The organism is Silvibacterium acidisoli, from assembly GCA_022870745.1.
Taxonomy (GTDB): domain Bacteria; phylum Acidobacteriota; class Terriglobia; order Terriglobales; family Acidobacteriaceae; genus Silvibacterium.
Genome location: CP085323.1, coordinates 2,442,291 through 2,457,227, shown reverse-complemented (window position 1 = coordinate 2,457,227; position 14,937 = coordinate 2,442,291). Strand labels below are relative to the sequence as shown.

21 protein-coding genes and 1 tRNA gene are annotated in these 14,937 nt (G+C 59.7%); 6 read left to right on the top strand and 16 right to left on the bottom strand.

Annotation, left to right across the window (positions count from 1 at the left end):
* Nucleotides 1–32: 32 nt before the first annotated feature.
* The 3 genes from LJD29_RS10270 to ndk are packed head-to-tail and all read left to right on the top strand — an operon-like array spanning nucleotide 33 to nucleotide 1,130.
* Nucleotides 33–278 (top strand): hypothetical protein, encoded by a 246-nt coding sequence (locus LJD29_RS10270; protein ID WP_446745665.1) that lies wholly within the window; start codon nucleotides 33–35, stop codon nucleotides 276–278.
* A complete protein-coding gene (locus LJD29_RS10265; RefSeq protein ID WP_446745664.1) occupies nucleotides 275–655 on the top strand; it encodes a type II toxin-antitoxin system VapC family toxin in 381 nt (126 codons plus the stop codon). The genes LJD29_RS10270 and LJD29_RS10265 overlap by 4 nt, the downstream gene beginning before the upstream one ends.
* Before the next feature lie 58 nt (nucleotides 656–713).
* Nucleotides 714–1,130: a nucleoside-diphosphate kinase gene (ndk, locus tag LJD29_RS10260; RefSeq protein ID WP_446745663.1), complete on the top strand. Its 417-nt coding sequence runs from the start codon at nucleotides 714–716 to the stop codon at nucleotides 1,128–1,130.
* Between the two features lie 55 nt (nucleotides 1,131–1,185).
* Here the strand turns inward: ndk and LJD29_RS10255 are convergent.
* Nucleotides 1,186–1,262: transfer RNA gene (locus LJD29_RS10255), tRNA-Arg, on the bottom strand.
* Nucleotides 1,263–1,395: 133 nt separating this feature from the next.
* The gene (locus LJD29_RS10250; RefSeq protein WP_446745662.1) at nucleotides 1,396–1,647 is read right to left on the bottom strand and encodes a hypothetical protein; all 252 of its coding nucleotides are present in this window, start codon (nucleotides 1,645–1,647) and stop codon (nucleotides 1,396–1,398) included.
* 323 nt (nucleotides 1,648–1,970) lie between these two features.
* Here LJD29_RS10250 and LJD29_RS10245 point away from each other — a divergent pair, with 323 nt between their 5' ends.
* The gene (locus LJD29_RS10245) at nucleotides 1,971–2,168 is read left to right on the top strand and encodes a hypothetical protein (protein ID WP_446745661.1); all 198 of its coding nucleotides are present in this window, start codon (nucleotides 1,971–1,973) and stop codon (nucleotides 2,166–2,168) included.
* A gap of 327 nt (nucleotides 2,169–2,495) precedes the next feature.
* On the opposite strand, the gene LJD29_RS10240 is transcribed toward LJD29_RS10245, so the two are convergent.
* The 5 genes from LJD29_RS10240 to LJD29_RS10220 form a co-directional block, all read right to left on the bottom strand.
* Nucleotides 2,496–2,870 carry a sigma factor-like helix-turn-helix DNA-binding protein gene (locus LJD29_RS10240; RefSeq protein ID WP_446745660.1) on the bottom strand — a complete coding sequence of 125 codons (375 nt, stop codon included), beginning with the start codon at nucleotides 2,868–2,870 and terminating at the stop codon, nucleotides 2,496–2,498.
* Between the two features lie 61 nt (nucleotides 2,871–2,931).
* Nucleotides 2,932–3,105: a hypothetical protein gene (locus tag LJD29_RS10235; RefSeq protein WP_446745659.1), complete on the bottom strand. Its 174-nt coding sequence runs from the start codon at nucleotides 3,103–3,105 to the stop codon at nucleotides 2,932–2,934.
* A complete protein-coding gene (locus LJD29_RS10230) occupies nucleotides 3,102–3,443 on the bottom strand; it encodes a hypothetical protein (RefSeq protein WP_446745658.1) in 342 nt (113 codons plus the stop codon). The genes LJD29_RS10235 and LJD29_RS10230 overlap by 4 nt, the downstream gene beginning before the upstream one ends.
* On the bottom strand, nucleotides 3,440–4,009 hold the full coding sequence (locus tag LJD29_RS10225; RefSeq protein WP_446745657.1) for a tyrosine-type recombinase/integrase: 570 nt from the start codon (nucleotides 4,007–4,009) through the stop codon (nucleotides 3,440–3,442). The genes LJD29_RS10230 and LJD29_RS10225 overlap by 4 nt, the downstream gene beginning before the upstream one ends.
* A gap of 56 nt (nucleotides 4,010–4,065) precedes the next feature.
* Entirely contained in the window at nucleotides 4,066–4,407 is a 342-nt protein-coding gene (locus LJD29_RS10220; protein ID WP_446745656.1) for a hypothetical protein, read from the bottom strand.
* A 215-nt stretch (nucleotides 4,408–4,622) separates the two neighbouring features.
* Between LJD29_RS10220 and LJD29_RS10215 the strand changes: the two genes are divergently transcribed.
* Complete coding sequence (locus LJD29_RS10215; RefSeq protein ID WP_446745655.1) at nucleotides 4,623–5,192, top strand: DUF2911 domain-containing protein; 570 nt, start codon at nucleotides 4,623–4,625, stop codon at nucleotides 5,190–5,192.
* A 1-nt stretch (nucleotide 5,193) separates the two neighbouring features.
* Here LJD29_RS10215 and LJD29_RS10210 read toward each other — a convergent pair whose 3' ends face one another.
* From LJD29_RS10210 to LJD29_RS10175, 8 genes are all read right to left on the bottom strand, one after another.
* Entirely contained in the window at nucleotides 5,194–5,457 is a 264-nt protein-coding gene (locus LJD29_RS10210; RefSeq protein WP_446745654.1) for a hypothetical protein, read from the bottom strand.
* Nucleotides 5,458–5,582: 125 nt separating this feature from the next.
* Entirely contained in the window at nucleotides 5,583–5,975 is a 393-nt protein-coding gene (locus LJD29_RS10205) for a GxxExxY protein (protein ID WP_446745653.1), read from the bottom strand.
* Nucleotides 5,976–5,981: 6 nt separating this feature from the next.
* Nucleotides 5,982–7,526: an aminomethyl-transferring glycine dehydrogenase subunit GcvPB gene (gcvPB, locus tag LJD29_RS10200; RefSeq protein WP_446745652.1), complete on the bottom strand. Its 1,545-nt coding sequence runs from the start codon at nucleotides 7,524–7,526 to the stop codon at nucleotides 5,982–5,984.
* A gap of 11 nt (nucleotides 7,527–7,537) precedes the next feature.
* Entirely contained in the window at nucleotides 7,538–8,887 is a 1,350-nt protein-coding gene (gcvPA, locus tag LJD29_RS10195; protein ID WP_446745651.1) for an aminomethyl-transferring glycine dehydrogenase subunit GcvPA, read from the bottom strand.
* Between the two features lie 15 nt (nucleotides 8,888–8,902).
* Entirely contained in the window at nucleotides 8,903–9,292 is a 390-nt protein-coding gene (gcvH, locus tag LJD29_RS10190; protein WP_446745650.1) for a glycine cleavage system protein GcvH, read from the bottom strand.
* Nucleotides 9,293–9,334: 42 nt separating this feature from the next.
* Nucleotides 9,335–10,468, bottom strand: coding sequence for a glycine cleavage system aminomethyltransferase GcvT (gcvT, locus tag LJD29_RS10185; RefSeq protein ID WP_446745649.1), 1,134 nt, complete (start codon nucleotides 10,466–10,468; stop codon nucleotides 9,335–9,337).
* 79 nt (nucleotides 10,469–10,547) lie between these two features.
* Complete coding sequence (locus tag LJD29_RS10180) at nucleotides 10,548–12,245, bottom strand: patatin-like phospholipase family protein (RefSeq protein WP_446745648.1); 1,698 nt, start codon at nucleotides 12,243–12,245, stop codon at nucleotides 10,548–10,550.
* A gap of 150 nt (nucleotides 12,246–12,395) precedes the next feature.
* Nucleotides 12,396–13,085: a hypothetical protein gene (locus tag LJD29_RS10175; protein WP_446745647.1), complete on the bottom strand. Its 690-nt coding sequence runs from the start codon at nucleotides 13,083–13,085 to the stop codon at nucleotides 12,396–12,398.
* Nucleotides 13,086–13,327: 242 nt separating this feature from the next.
* On the opposite strand from LJD29_RS10175, the gene tatA reads away from it, so the two are divergent.
* Nucleotides 13,328–13,543, top strand: coding sequence for a twin-arginine translocase TatA/TatE family subunit (gene tatA / locus LJD29_RS10170; protein WP_446745646.1), 216 nt, complete (start codon nucleotides 13,328–13,330; stop codon nucleotides 13,541–13,543).
* 75 nt (nucleotides 13,544–13,618) lie between these two features.
* On the opposite strand, the gene LJD29_RS10165 is transcribed toward tatA, so the two are convergent.
* Nucleotides 13,619–14,908 (bottom strand): VWA domain-containing protein, encoded by a 1,290-nt coding sequence (locus LJD29_RS10165; RefSeq protein WP_446745645.1) that lies wholly within the window; start codon nucleotides 14,906–14,908, stop codon nucleotides 13,619–13,621.
* Nucleotides 14,909–14,937 lie beyond the last annotated feature (29 nt).

Sequence of the window (14,937 nt, the reverse complement as noted above, 5' to 3'; positions counted from 1 at the left end):
TTGGCGTACAGGGCGTACACTCATAAATGTACATGGAAGTCACGATCACCCAATTTCGTCAGGAGCTCTTCGACCTGGTCTCCAAAGCGATGGAAGGCAGCGAGGTTTGGGTTTCCTATAAGGGCCGCCGCTTTCGCGTCGCTCCGGAAGACCAGCCGAAAGGACGCCTCGACCGCATGACCAGGCTCGACGTCATCACGCCGGGTTACGACGCTGACACTTCGTCATTGCAGGAAGAAATGGAACGTGCCTGGGAGAAGGACTGGTCAGAGCTTTGATCGCCTACCTCGACACGCATGTTGTCGTGTGGCTGGCTCAGGGCGATCCATCCCGTATCTCAGCGAAAGCCAAGGCTCCCCTCGAAGCCGCAGACCTCATGATTTCGCCTATGGTGCTTCTGGAGCTTGAGTACCTTCGCGAAGTAAACCGCATCGCATTTTCGTCACGGGAAATCTTCCTGAAGGTTGAACATGAGTTTGGTCTTCGACTTTGCGATCTGCCTTTTCATCGAGTCGCAGAAATCGCGCTGGATGAAAAGTGGACCCGCGACCCGTTTGATCGCACGATCGTTGCCCAGGCCAAGGCAAATGGGCTTGCTCCGTTGTTGTCCGCGGATTCAGATATTCGAGACCACTATCCGCGGGTGATCTGGTAACGCACTTCTGCTCTACACTGGAAATAAGACTTTATTCGCAATTCAAGGAGAACCACAGGTGTCCCAACGCACCTTCAGCATCATCAAGCCAGACGCGGTCCGCAAGGGCCATACCGGAGCCATCCTCGCCGAGATCGAGAAGGCCGGATTCAAGATTGTCGCCATCAAGAAGATTTCGATCTCGAAGACCCAGGCCGAAGGCTTCTACTACGTTCACAAAGAGCGCCCGTTCTTCGGCGGACTGACCGACTTCATGTCTTCGGGAGCGATCTTCCCCATGGTGCTCGAGAAGGACAACGCCATCGCCGACCTGCGCAAGCTGATGGGCGCCACCAACCCGGCCAACGCCGAGGAAGGCACCATCCGCAAGAAGTTCGCCGCATCCATCGAAGAAAACGCCATCCACGGCTCCGACGCCGAGGATACCGCAGCTTTCGAGATCGGCTACTTCTTCGCTGGTTACGAATTGGTTTAGCTGTTCCTGAAGCAGAAACACAAAAGCCGGTCGTGAAGACCGGCTTTTCCAATTCTGGTGCGCCCGAGAAGATTCGAACTTCTGACCTACAGCTTCGGAGGCTGCCGCTCTATCCAGCTGAGCTACGGGCGCGGTATTTATCGCGCGTCTTTGTGACAGCGTTGTGACACGTACTCTCACCATAGCCGCATGTGACACGGTTTGCAAGCGCTCTTCCGCCATGTCACAATTTCGCCTTCTGTGACGGCCCTGTGACGCGAAGCTGTCACGCCTTGTCACAGCCCTCTTTTGCTGGCATTTCATTCTGGGCTTTGAGTTCGGCTCTTCGGGCTTCGATTTCTGCCTTGATTTCCTTGGCTGTTTCCATGTCGTTCCGCTCCATCGCCGCCGCTAACGAATGCCTCAGCACCCAAAGCATCCAGTCTTCGAGCGGCTGGCGCTTGATGGGCTTTCTCGGCGTATGACTCAGCTTTGCGGCCTTCTGGCGCTGCCTGTCCATGATCGTTTGCAGCTTCAAATTCGCCTCCGGTGTGACCATCCCCCTGGGTGGGGGTGGTAGGGGTGGGGTGGTCTGCCCGGCGCGTCAGCGCCGGGCTGGATCTTGCTTTTGCTGTTGCCTTTGGTTTGTAGCCCACGCCCGGATGGCCAGGAGCCTTTGCCAGCGCCCGGAGCGGGTCAAGGCTGGCGTAGCCACCGCGAAGCGGCTCCGGCCTTGACGCGCGAGGACGCTGGCGCACACGACCGTTGCGGGCGTGGGCCTCGGGCGCGACGGCGCAGCCGGAGCCCGACCACGACAGACGCGCACGGCGAAGCCGAGCCCGGCCACCGAACACACTGGTTTTGGCTGCCGGGCGAAGTGGCGCAGCCATGGCCGCCGTGCACAGCGCTCAGACGGCCAACACCCTCGATGCGGGGGCGCGACTGAGCACGCCGCAGGCGCGCGCAGGGAGTGGGGCCGCAGCGATGGCGGCCACCCGGCAGCCGGGACGCGGAGAGACGGCAGCGATGGCACCAGACGCGCGGCCGACGACGCGATAGCGAGGCGGCCACTTGCGCGGCTGGTGACTGAGCGGGGCACCAGCACGCCCGGTTGCCGCGTGGGGCGAATGTGATCGAGCGAAGCGAGCACCTTACCAGGATGCCGTTCGGGGCGCGTCCAGCGCCCCGGCTGAGCGCAGCGAAGTGGCTACCGCATCCCTGCCACCGGCCTAAGCTTGGGCGGCCTGCCTCGGCGCTTGGAATTCAGCTTCGGCATGAGCTTCTGCATGGGCTTACAACGCGGGCAGTACGCCTCGCGGTTATCGCTCTCTCGGACGTAGAGATTGCCGCAGAGTTCGCAGACCTTGAGCGATGCTGCAAGGAGTCTCACTGGACCCGCCTATTCCGGCAGCGCGTGATGTGCCGCCCGGCTTCCTGATCGTTGAGCACGTCGAGCAATCTTGCTTCGCTCTGCGCTACCGTGCGCTGCATCGTGCGCATGCACATGCCTACGATCATTGCGGTTTCGCCTTGGCTGTAGCCGCAACCATGGTGCAGCAGCAAGACGGTGCGCTGCATCGGTGACAACTTTTCGAGGGCGCGTTCAAAGTCCATGAGCCAGACTAGCGTTTGCCCCCATGGTGTGTAGTTGCGGTTTTGCCGGACTTCGGCTTTCGGCAGAGAGGCATTGATTTTCGGATTTGTTGCCTGCTGCGCGTACAGGCGCAGCTTGTTCTTCAGCGACAGCGGTATGGATCGCATGACGAACAGAGGCAGCCAACGGCTGCCTCTGTATCCCCCTTATGCACTGGTTTTGGTGCAGTCAGGCTATCATGCTCCGCGCCGCTTTTCGACTCGCCTTGGCTGCCTGCGCCTGGTCGCGCAGGAGCCGGGCCTGCCAATAGAGTTCGAGCGTGAGCGCGTCGAATTGCTCTTCGGTCGCGACGCCCTCGATCCGCGCCACAATGATCGCGATGCGTTCGGTTGGGCTGCTCATCTGGCCTCGCGTAGCGCCGCCATGCCAAGCTGTGCCGTGTAGCTGAGGCCGCGTGCTTCCTCGGCCTTGATCCAGCCGCGTGCCGCGCCTACGGCCACGCAGGCGATGAACGACTGCACGGCCAGGCGCGAGGACATGATGGGCAGCACACAACGCCAGGACATGTTTGCGACCTCGTCGGCATCCTTTTCGCCGAAGCCTTCCGCGACGGCCTCCGCATGTGCCTCTTCGCGGGCTTTGATCGAATAGGCCACGTACTCTTCGACCGTTTCCATGCGCTCGGCTGGCGTGTAGATGAAATCGCTGATCCTCTCCGGCTTCTTCGTTGTGCGTGTCATGCGTAGACCTTTCTGCCGCCCTGTTCGAGATGGTCGGCTGTAAGCGTGTGTGTTGCGTCGGACAGGTACCACAGCGATTGCGCGAGGTTGGCGTGGCCCAGGAGGGCTTGCACCAGGCGCAGATCGCGTGTGTTGTCGTAAAGCTCGCGGGCGGCTGTCCGGCGCAGGTCGTGGAGTGTCCACTTACCGGAGATTTTCAGATCGCGTTTGAGCTTGTTGATGGCGTGGTTGCTGTTCTCGTAGAGCTTGCCCGGCGTGTCGCCTTTGCCGCCGAGGGCGTTGACGAGATACTGGCCTGGCTCGGCCATGTGGAGTGCGAAGCGCAGCATCTCGCGCACGCGAGGGCCGCACGGAATGGAGATGGACATCTGCGCCTTGGTTCGACGACGGATGTGCCACGTTTCCGTGTTGATGTCGGCAGCCGTCAAGGTGAGCGCCGTGGTTGCCCGCAACGCGCAATAACGCGTGAGCAGCAGGGTGAGCTTGAGCCAGCCCGGCGCTTTGCGCAGGACGGCTTCAAACTCGGCATCCGCTGCTGTGACGTTGCGCGGCTTCGACTGTGCCAAATGCGGAATTGCTCCGGCACACTGCCAAGGAGCGCCGAGCGTGACGAGATGCGCCCTCAGCCGCGAGGCGTAGGTTCGCCGCGTGGACGACGCGAGGCCTTCCCACTCGGCACAGATGTTTTTGATGTGGGCCGGGGCAAGCTGATGAGGTTTGAGCGTGCCGACGTGGGCGACGATGGCGTTGGCGACGAGCTTACTGTTGCCGGTACCGCTCGCCGCGTACGGCGCGAGGATGCGAGCGATTGTTTCCCGCGCCGGGATGTAGGGTTTTGGGAAGCCTGGTGCGACGCGATGAAGGACTGCGCCTCGGCCTTGGTCGTGAATTGCTTACGAGTGCGTGTGCCGGTGGCGGTGATGACATCGGCCTGCCATGTAGTTCCGCGCTTGCGAATGGGCAATTTATTCTCCTGCTGTCACAGATCGGTCACAACAGGAAATTTGTCAGAAGGGGCGCGAGAAAGGTTTTCACCCGCTCTATCCAGCTGAGCTACGGGCGCGTTCGTTAAGAATAGAATACTACGGCATTCTGCCCTGGCACGGCTCATTTTGACAGACCGCCATCCGCCGCGCTCTTATGGAAGGCGTAACGTCTAATCCGTAAGGAGCTCGACCAATGTGTAGAACGATCACCGGAAATCGCAGGCCCATGGTGACGCTTGCCGTGGCAATTCTGGCGTTTGCCTCCCAGGTTCATGCGCAGAACAACAAGCCCCGCCCCAGCCCTCCTATGAAAGCCACCGCGACCCTTGAGGGCAAAGCTATCTCTATCGACTACGGCGCCCCCTCGATGCGTGGCCGCCAGATCGTTGGCGGTCTCGTCCCCTACGACAAGGTCTGGCGCACCGGGGCGAATGAAGCTACCACCTTGAAGACCGCTGTGGATATCAAGATCGGCGACCTGAGCGTTCCCGCCGGCACCTACACCGTTTATTCGTTGCCTTCGGAGAGCGGCTGGAAGCTCATCATCAACAAGCAGACCGGCCAATGGGGCACTGTCTACAACGAGAATCAGGACCTGGGACGGGTTGCGATGGAAGCCGGCCCAAAGCCGAGCGCTCCGGTCGAGCAGTTTGAGATTAAGCTGGATCCGGTGAAGGCCAAGGCGCGCCCGCATGAACGGCTCGCGCTGCACCTGATCTGGGAAAACACGGACGAATACGTGACGATTACCCCTGCCAAGTAAATCAGGAAGCTGCGTCGCGCTCGCGGCGCAGCTCTTCCATCACTGACTGAATCAGTTCCTTCGCACCATTCAACTCATTCATGACTGTCTCAAGATCGAGTGCCGGCTTCGACGGGTTCCGCTGCGAGTTGCAATAGACTCCGTGCTGGCCGATCAAGATCAGCGCGTCAGTCACCATGTCGAGCGAGACCGCCAGCTTACCGCGTGACGGTCCCATCATGAATTCGAACTTCTCCAGTTCGTCGCGGCGATGATGCAGTGACATTCTGCTCTCCCCTTAGAGATCGTTAAAGGCGTTCACCGCGAAGGCGCAAAGAACGACAAGTTTTCGCAAAGGGGCTTTGCGGCTTTTCTTTGCGTTCTTTGCGCCTTGGCGGTGAATACTCCCCCTCATAGCCCATTCACCATTCGAACGATGCCATCCTTCATCAGCGGCACATTGAAGTTCAGTAAGAGTCCTAAGCGGCATCCGCTCAACTTCAGGTATGAGAGCAACTGGGCACGATGAATCGGCGCAATTCCCTCGATCGACTTGATCTCGAGGATAAGATTCCCGGCGACCAGAAGATCGATCCGATGGCCGATCTCGAGCTTGACTGTGTCATAGACAAGAGGCAATCCGACCTGAGCCTGAATCGTGATGCCTCGCTTACGCAGCTCGTGCTCCATGCAAGCCTGATACGTGCTCTCAAGCAGGCCCGGCCCGAGCGCATTATGAACCGTAAACGCACAATCGACTGCTTCTCTCGCCAGGGCGTTCAGGTGGTCCGTCGAGAGAAGCAATCTTGTTTACCACTCCTTCGCAGCCGTATCGACCTCAACCGGCGTCGATGCCGGCGGAGCCTTCCAGCGCAGGATCGGCTTGCGGGCGGCGGTCGTTTCATCGAGGCGCGAGATGCGGGTTGAGTGCGGAGCCTTTGTCACCAGCTCCGGATTCTCTTCGGCTTCGCGCGCGACCTGGCGCATGGCGTCGATGAACAGATCCAGCTCCTCGCGCGATTCGCTCTCCGTCGGCTCGATCATCAGCGCGCCGGGCACGATCAGCGGGAAGCTCACCGTGTAGGGGTGGAATCCGTAATCGATCAGGCGCTTGGCGATGTCGCCGGTCTTCACGCCGTTCTTCGTCTGTCTTTTATCTGAGAAGACAACCTCATGCATCGAAGGCGTGTCGTAGGGCAGCTCGTAAAGATCCTGCAGCTTCGCGCGAATGTAGTTCGCGTTGAGCACCGCATCTTCGGTCGTCTGGCGCAGGCCGTCGGGGCCGTTCGCAAGAATGTATGCCAGCGCGCGAACAAACATGCCGAAGTTGCCGTAAAGCATGCGCACGCGGCCGACTGACTCGGGACGATCGTAGTTCCAGTGCAGCAGTCCATCCGCTCCCGTGGCAACAACAGGCGTGGGCAGGAACGGCTCAAGAATCTTCTTGCAGGCCACCGGACCCGAGCCCGGACCACCGCCGCCGTGCGGCGTCGAGAAGGTCTTGTGCAGGTTCAGATGCATCACGTCCACGCCGAAGTCGCCGGGACGCGTCTTGCCGACCAGCGCATTCATGTTTGCGCCGTCCATGTAAAGCAGCGCGCCCTTCTCGTGCAGGATGTCGGCGATCTTGTGAATCTCGTTCTCGAAAACGCCGATGGTCGAAGGATTCGTCAGCATCAGCGCCGCGGTATCTTCGTTCACCATCTGCGCCAGCGCGTTCACGTCTACGCCGCCCTGCGCGTTGGACTTGAGATTGACCACCTGGTAGCCGCATACTGCCGCGGTCGCAGGATTGGTGCCGTGCGCCGAGTCAGGAATGATGACGTGCTTACGCGGATTGCCCTTTGACTGGTGATAGGCGCGGGCCAAAAGAATTCCCGTAAATTCGCCATGCGCTCCAGCAGCGGGCTGCAGCGTGATCGCGTCCATGCCGCAGATCTCGATGAGGCAATCCTGCAGCAGTTTTACGATTTCGAGCGAGCCCTGCGAGAGCGATTCCGGCTGATAGGGATGCGCCTCGGCGATGCCCTCAAGCCGTGAAACAAACTCGTTCACGCGCGGGTTGTACTTCATCGTGCAGCTGCCCAGCGGATACATGCCGAGATCGATGGCATAGTTCCACGTCGAAAGGCGCGTGAAGTGACGGATGATTTCGATTTCGCTCAGCTCCGGCAGCGTGCCTACGTCTTCGCGGGCGTTCTCGCCGAGCAGCGCCTTCACGTCGACTTCGGGCACGTCGAGCGGTGCCAGCTTGTAGCCCTTCTTGCCGGGCGAGGACTTCTCGAAGCTCAGCCCTTCATTCTGCGTCATGTGCGCGGTGACTTTGCGCGGTGTTCCCACAAATTTTTCGCTCATCTTTGATTCCTCTACCACGTGGCGGTCGTAACGCCAGCTTCGGCGATCACGGTCGCAGCCGCGTCAATCTGCGCCTTGGTCGTCAGTTCGGTCGCACACCAGAGCGTGGCATTGCCCAGTTCCGGATACCACTTCTTCAACGACAGCCCGCCGATGATCTTCTTCGGCAGCAGACGGGTCAGCAGCGTTTCGGGAAGCTCATCCGTCTTCAACACAAATTCGTGGAAGCGTGGCGTGTTCTTGAAGAGCAGCTCTCCGTGAGCACCGAGCGTGTCTGCGGCGTACTTCGCCTTGGCCAGGTTCTGCACGGCGAGATCGCGCATTCCCTGCTTGCCGTAGACAGTCAGGAAGATCGTTGCCATCAGCGCGACGAGCGCCTGGTTGGTGCAGATGTTCGAGGTCGCCTTCTCGCGGCGAATATGCTGTTCGCGTGTCGAGAGCGTCAACACGAAGCCGCGGCGGCCTTCGCTATCCTTCGTCTCACCAGCGAGACGGCCAGGCATCTGGCGAAGATACTTCTCCTTCGCCGCAATCACACCGCAATACGGACCGCCATAGCTGAGCGCCACGCCGAACGACTGCGCTTCCATCGAGACGATGTCCGCCTCAACCGGTGGACGTACAATGCCGAGCGATACAGCTTCCGCGATCGAGACGATCAGCAGAGCGCCCTTTTTGTGCGCGATTTCCGCGATGGCAGGAATGTCTTCGACTACTCCGAAGAAGTTCGGTGATTGAACGAGCACACATGCAGTCTCTTCGCTGATGGACTGCTCGAGAGCAGCCAGGTCGAGACGTCCATCGGGGCCGTAGTTGACCTCGCCGGCGTCGTGTCCCTGGTGCTGCGCGTAGGTGTGCATCACCTCGCGATATTCTGGATGCACGGTGCGCGCGACCAGCACGCCATCGCGGCCGGTTACGCGGACAGCCATCATCACCGCCTCGGCTGCGCCTGTGGATCCGTCGTACATGGAGGCGTTCGCGATATCCATGCCGGTGAGCTCGCAGATCATCGTCTGGAACTCGAAGATCGCCTGCAGGGTGCCTTGCGTGATCTCCGGCTGATACGGCGTGTAAGAGGTAAGAAACTCTCCGCGCTGCACCAGCGAGTCAATGATCACGGGGCGATAGTGCCGGTAAGCGCCAGCGCCGAGGAAGCTTGCATAGCCGTTGGCATTCCTGAGCGAAGCCGCCTTGAAGTGGTCGACGATCTCCGACTCGCCCATTTGTGGCGGAATCCTGAGATCGCCGTTCAGGCGGTATTCGTCCGGAATTACAGAGAACAGGTCATCGATCGATGCTGCGCCGATTTCGTGCAGCATTGCCTCGCGCTCAGCGTCTGACTTGGGGAGATAACGCATCTTTTTCCTTCGTAACTACTTGCCGGTTTCTTCGGCAACAAATGCTTCGTAATCGGCGGGCGAAAGCAGTGAAGAGAGTTCGCTCTCGTCGCCCAGTTCCACCTTGATGATCCACGAGTCGTGGGCGGCGGTGTTGATCTTCTCCGGAGAAGACGACAGCTCCTCATTCACTTCGGTCACGGTTCCGGTGACGGGTGAATAAAGATCGGAGACGGCCTTCACCGACTCCACGCTGCCGAAGACAGCGCCCTTCTCAACCTTCGTTCCCACCTTGGGTGCGTCGACAAACACGATATCGCCCAGCGAGTTCTGGGCGTAATCGGTGATGCCGATGGTGCCCGTCTTGCCTGCAACTTCGATCCACTCGTGCTCGCGCGTGTACTTGAACTTTTCGGGATAGGACATGAATCTGTTCTCCTTGAACTTGGATCTTTCTTTAAACCTGGACTAAACCTTCTTGGGACGGCGATAGAAAGGCGTGGGAATGATTTTTGCCTTCACGGGATTTCCGCGTACTTCGACAGCAATTTCCGTATCCAGCACCGCCAGCTCACGCGGGACGTAAGCCAAGGCAATGTTCTTCTTGAGGAATGGCGACGGCGATCCGCTGGTGACCTCGCCGATACGGTTTCCGCTCAGGTCGAGGACAGGGTATCCATCGCGTGCGATGCCGCGCTCGATCATTTCAAGACCGATCAACTTGCGCGTAGGACCGCCCGCTGCCTGCACCTTGCGGAGCGCCTCAGAGCCGACAAATTCGCCTTTGTCGAGCTTGATGAAGCGATCGAGTCCGGCTTCAAACGGATTGATGGTGTCAGAGATTTCGTGTCCGTAGAGCGACATGCCCGCTTCGAGGCGCAGGGTGTTTCTCGCGCCGAGGCCGCAGGGCAGAATGCCGAATTCCTTGCCTGCTTCCATGACCTCATTCCACACGCGCTCACTAGTGGCGACGTCAGAAGGAACGTAGATCTCGAATCCGTCTTCGCCGGTGTAGCCGGTGCGGGCGATCATCGTGTTGGGCAGGCCACAAACCGTACCCCACTTGAACCAGTAGCCCTTGATGCTGCCCAGATCGACGTTCGTCAGCTTGGCCAGGGTTTCAACGGCTTTCGGTCCCTGGATCGCCAGCTGCGTGTAGTAATCGCTGTAGTCGCTGGCGTGGGTCTTGAACTTCAGGACATTGCGCTGCACCCACTGGACATCCTTCTCGCGGGTCCCGGCGTTGATGACGATCAGATAGTCGTTGTCGCTGAGCTTGTGGACGATTACGTCATCGACGAAGCCGCCTTCCGGATAGAGCATCGCGGAATAGTGAGCCTGGCCAACGACCAGCTTCGAGGCGTCGTTCATCGAGATGTGCTGCACGGCGTCGAGCGAGCCGGGGCCGCGCAGCTGGATGTCGCCCATGTGGCTGACGTCGAAAACACCGACGCCGGTACGGACCGCCATGTGTTCGGCGATCAGTCCCGAGTACTCGACGGGCATATCCCAGCCGCCGAAGTCGACCATCTTGGCCTTCAGGCGGCGATGCATGTCATTGAGGGCGGTTTTTCGCAACGAAACTGGTGCAGAACTGGTCAAAATGTGTGTCCTTCAGACGGAAGTCCCGAACTTTTTACGTTAGCACGGGAGCGCCTCTGAATTCCCTGACGGCCACCCGTCATTTTGCGATCACGTGGGCCAGTTCCTTATTGAGATAGTTCCGAACCTTATTTTTGATCACGGTAGAAATCAGGGGATAAAGCGCGACGTTCAGCGACCAGGCAACGAACCCCCTGCCAAAAACCGACTCCAGTAGCGGTTTCGCAACCGCGTGCATGCGGCGGGTGCACCATTTCTCGATGCGGCGAAGCCGGGCTTTCGTTATCGTGGCCCGTGCCGGCTGCGGAATCTCGGGGATTGCTGTGCCACAGAGCGGAATGATGGGCAATGTTCCGTGCCCTTTCGGGTCGAATGCCTGCAGCACCGCCATCTTCTCTTCGTCCGCCATCTTCTCTAACCCGTTTGCAACAACAGGGTTGCCGACAGACAGACGAAAATGGTCGCGCAGAAACTTCTGGCAGTTGCGGCGTCCGAGCTGGTAGTCGTGGGCGCGGAATCCCCGCTCGCAAAAGCCGCCAAAGGCCCCGAGCAGCCCGCACTGGAGAGCCAGCTTTCCCGGGTGATCGGCGTCTGACGGCGCCAGGACAAACCGGCTGCAGGAAGCTCCGGCCATGACCGCGCTTAAGGACTCGCCGAAAAATCGCGATTGCGAAACCAGCGCGGTGAAAAGCCGGGGCAGCATGGCAAGCACTCCGCTGTTGGCCAGGGGGTCAAAATCCTTATCAAAAAGGGATTCTGCCGGAAAAGGTGCAACCGTCAACACCGCACAGTTTGCCTTGTCCGCTTCAGGAGGATTTACGAGCTCGCGAGTTACCAGGTCCACGTATGCGTTGGGATTCTGGATGGCGAGAAAGTCATGCGACAGCTGGAAAGGGTCATTATCCGTTACGCCGCCGTCCACGTTCAGGGTTTCGATGGCGTCTCCGGCTTTGAGCGGCCAATCGGGCCAGATCCCTGCCGGAGCAGGATCGGAGAAAGTCTCCCAGGGGGAATTTCCATAGTCATCGGCCAGCCGCTGGATCTTCCGTGGAGCCAAAAAGAGCGGAAACGCTCCGGTCGCCTTGGCGGCATCTTTCAGCAGCGGCCATGCGTCGGCATCTACCCCCAGCGGTAGAGGCCGGGCTCCGGGAAAGATGGGCTTTTGCACAGGGTTAGCTACCGTCTCAAACTGAAGGCGGTCGCCGTAGTAGGCGATGTTCTCTTCGGCAGAGCCCTCCGCTGAACCATTTAACGAGTACGGAATTCCCCGTACATTGGTCAGGGTCAGCAGGAGAGTCAGCGTCTTCGAAATATATGGCCGCTGGGTCGCCGGGCCAGGAGTGAGCGCATAGTCGGCGATCTCGTCGATGATGGTGGAGTCGAGCAGCGAGACTACGGGGGCATTGCCCTCCAGGTCCCTCTTGCGGAGCAGAGGCTCGATATCGATCTTGTTGACCCAGCTCTCGTAGAACCGGTTTGTTGTGCCCTGTACGCTTGCGTCTGCGGGGTTGCGGATATGCTGGAAGCTTCCCTGCACCATGACCGCGGCGATGGCGGCGCACATCCCTCCGGCGGATGCGCCGGAAAAAGCATCGATTGAGACGTCGTGCATCGGTACCGGCGGATGATTGATGCCGGACCTGGAGGCATACCACTGCTCCAGGGCTTCCATCAGAAAGTCGAGGACTCCGGCGGTGTACGCGCCGGCAGAGACGGCTCCCGCCATGTTGATGGCCAGGTGAAACGTGGTATCGCTGTCATTCCATTTCTGTGGCATGGTCCCGTTGTCCCTATCGCCGACAAGCTTGTCACGCGAAACAGAGAAGGGGTTGCAGGCGTTCCGCAGAGGAAGTATAGGCGCCGGCACAGGCCATATAAAGAAAAATGCGCGCCCGATCAGGCGCGCATTTTCTCCATGCTGAACCCGCTACTTTCGCTTCGCGTGATCGTGGCCCATGCGGTAAACAAGGCCCACCGAGATGGCGAACTGGCCCTTCAGTCCGGCGCTGCCGAAGTCCGTGAGCGTTGCATCGGGAGAGATGCGGAAGGCAAGGCGTGGCGAGCGGTTCAGGTCGATGGTGCCGCCAAAAGCGCTGCCGAAGGCCACCTGGTTATTGAAGAATCCGACGTTGATAGGAGCGACCGGCTGGTTGTTCTGGTCATACAGGCCGCGCTCGAAGCTGCCATAGGCTCCGCCGACGAGTGCGTGCAGCGAGATCGAAGCGTGCTGGTTGCTGGGGCCGCGATATTCCGCGCCGCCCAGGAACATGGTCTCACTCACGAACGGTCCACGGATGCCGTAAGGGTTCGGCTGCGTGCCGCTGGTACCGTAGTAACCGCGTACATCGCCTACCGCCGCCCAGCGCGGGGTGAAGAAGCGGTCTGCCCGGGCTTCGAAGCCGCCGAGGTTCGCGCCGCGAACCAGCGAAGGACCGGCGTTGAAGTGGGAGTAGGCTACGCCGCCGTAGAATTCCCATTTGTAGTCATAACGAACATTAGCCAGGGTATCGTTCGGTGCGACTATCGGCTGCCGATACTGTGCCTGGGCCCGAATCGAAAACGACAGCAGCAGGACAGCCGCAGCCAGAGAAAAGACAACCTTCCGCACGTGCTTCAAAAGAAACAACCTCCAAAATCACTTTCAGCGGGCCGACCGGCGCTTGCTACGTCGAAATACCCCTCAATCTTTCACGATACATGGGTGAGACGGCTTCTGTCCTGTTCCGTCACTCCGACCGCAATCCAAATCCCAACGGAGCCACGTTCTCAAGCTAAAGGACGCGCCACGCACTACCCTGTACTACAATAATTGTGAGATAGTACTTGCGCAGACCCTCTGGATCTGGGAGACAACACACCATGTTGGACAATCTGTTTACACCCACTCACCTCATCATCATCCTGGTGATCGCCCTTTTGATTTTCGGACCCCGCAAGCTTCCTGAGCTCGGCAAGGGACTGGGTGAAGGTCTTCGCGGTTTCAAGGATGGCATCAAGAGCGGTCCCTCCGACGCAACCAAGCAGGAAAATACAGCGGCCAAGACTGACGCGACACCCGCGACCCAGGCCAAGTAAGCTCCTTCGCTCAAAATTACGCAACAAAAAGCGGTTCGCCCATGGCGAACCGCTTTTCTATTCCTGCTATCCCGGCTATGGCGTTACGTCCGCCATGGACGGATAGTAGCCTTCCTTCGCCGTGACATCGAGTCCTGTGAGGCCCTCCACGTGCACATCGACGGTATGGTGCTTGCCGCTGATCGCCGGCGAGTGGCTGTAGTAGCCGAGTGTGTATTGGGTGCGTACCGCCTCGGTGATCTTAGAGAAGCTCATCTGGATGGCGTTCTCTGATAGTTCCGTATCGATCGAACCACCCGTGGTAAGGGCATAACGCGGCATCACGTTGTCAGTCGGCATCAGCGGCAGGCGCAGCTTGTCCAGATAGCCGATACCCCAGGTTGCGGAGTCACCCACCAGGGTTCCGTACACGCCGATGTTATTGGTCAGCAGGTAGCGAAGCACTTCCTTCTGGCTGGCCTTGCTGCGAGCTTCCTTGCCGTCGGTAATGACGTAAAGAATGCGGCGGCGGCCCTTGGGCTGCTTGGCAAGCGCCTGCGCGGCGGCCAGGATGGCATCGTTAAGCGGATGGATTTCCTTGGGTGCGGTAATGAAGCTGACGCCGCCGCCACGCTGGGCTGCGAGATTCGGATCGGGAATCTGACCGTTGATGATCATGCCCGTCGCCAGCGGACCGCTGGTGATCGGCATGCCCATATCGCGGCCCGGCTTCTGTGCCCGGGCCAGCACAATGGGAAGACGCTGCCCCTGCGCGCCGGTGAAGTCGCTCACCATCTCGGTGCTGCTGTTATAGGTGAAGACAGCAACCGTGTCTGCCGGGGAAAAGGCACCGGGCAGCGCCGCGAGGCTCTGGTTGACCTTCTTCATTACGTCGCTGGGCAGGCTCTGATCGATGACAAATGCCACCGAGAGCGGATACGGATCGACCGTGAAATACGCGATGCGCTGGCGCGCGCCATCTTCGTATATACGGAATTGGCGCCAGGTAAGGCCGGGAACCAGGTTGCCGTGCTTATCGCGGACGGTGACCGGAACGTCAACGTAATTAACGGGAACATGGATGACGAAAGCCTGATTCGCTGCAGCGCTGCTAGGCGTTTCAGGAGCTTCCTGCTGGAAGGTATCAGGACTGCCGGGAGCGGCCTGCGGTGCGGCGGCAGGCGAAGACGCCGGGGGGGTGGTCTGTTCGCCACTCTTGGAATCCGGCGTGGCAGCAGCGCCGGGCTTGACTCCACTTTTCAGGTCCTGCACGCCTGATGGGGACGGAGCATCGGGAATCGAAGACGGCTGTTGTTGCTGTGTATTGTCCTGCTGGCCGCCTCCTAGAAGAAAGAAGGACAACGCGATTGCCAAAGCGCCTTGCATCACCAGAAAACTCCTCCAACTACGCGCCG

Excerpts from the sequence above, each read along its gene's own strand:
- LJD29_RS10230 (WP_446745658.1), bottom strand. The coding sequence starts at position 3,443 with ATGACACGCACAACGAAGAAGCCGGAGAGGATCAGCGATTTCATCTAC.
- gcvH (WP_446745650.1), bottom strand. The coding sequence starts at position 9,292 with ATGTCCTATCCCGAAAAGTTCAAGTACACGCGCGAGCACGAGTGGATC.
- LJD29_RS10180 (WP_446745648.1), bottom strand. The coding sequence starts at position 12,245 with ATGCCACAGAAATGGAATGACAGCGATACCACGTTTCACCTGGCCATC.
- gcvPA (WP_446745651.1), bottom strand. The coding sequence starts at position 8,887 with ATGCGTTATCTCCCCAAGTCAGACGCTGAGCGCGAGGCAATGCTGCAC.
- LJD29_RS10240 (WP_446745660.1), bottom strand. The coding sequence starts at position 2,870 with ATGCGATCCATACCGCTGTCGCTGAAGAACAAGCTGCGCCTGTACGCG.
- LJD29_RS10210 (WP_446745654.1), bottom strand. The coding sequence starts at position 5,457 with ATGTCACTGCATCATCGCCGCGACGAACTGGAGAAGTTCGAATTCATG.
- LJD29_RS10215 (WP_446745655.1), top strand. The coding sequence starts at position 4,623 with ATGTGTAGAACGATCACCGGAAATCGCAGGCCCATGGTGACGCTTGCC.
- LJD29_RS10165 (WP_446745645.1), bottom strand. The coding sequence starts at position 14,908 with ATGCAAGGCGCTTTGGCAATCGCGTTGTCCTTCTTTCTTCTAGGAGGC.
- tatA (WP_446745646.1), top strand. The coding sequence starts at position 13,328 with ATGTTGGACAATCTGTTTACACCCACTCACCTCATCATCATCCTGGTG.
- LJD29_RS10270 (WP_446745665.1), top strand. The coding sequence starts at position 33 with ATGGAAGTCACGATCACCCAATTTCGTCAGGAGCTCTTCGACCTGGTC.
- LJD29_RS10235 (WP_446745659.1), bottom strand. The coding sequence starts at position 3,105 with ATGAGCAGCCCAACCGAACGCATCGCGATCATTGTGGCGCGGATCGAG.
- gcvPB (WP_446745652.1), bottom strand. The coding sequence starts at position 7,526 with ATGAGCGAAAAATTTGTGGGAACACCGCGCAAAGTCACCGCGCACATG.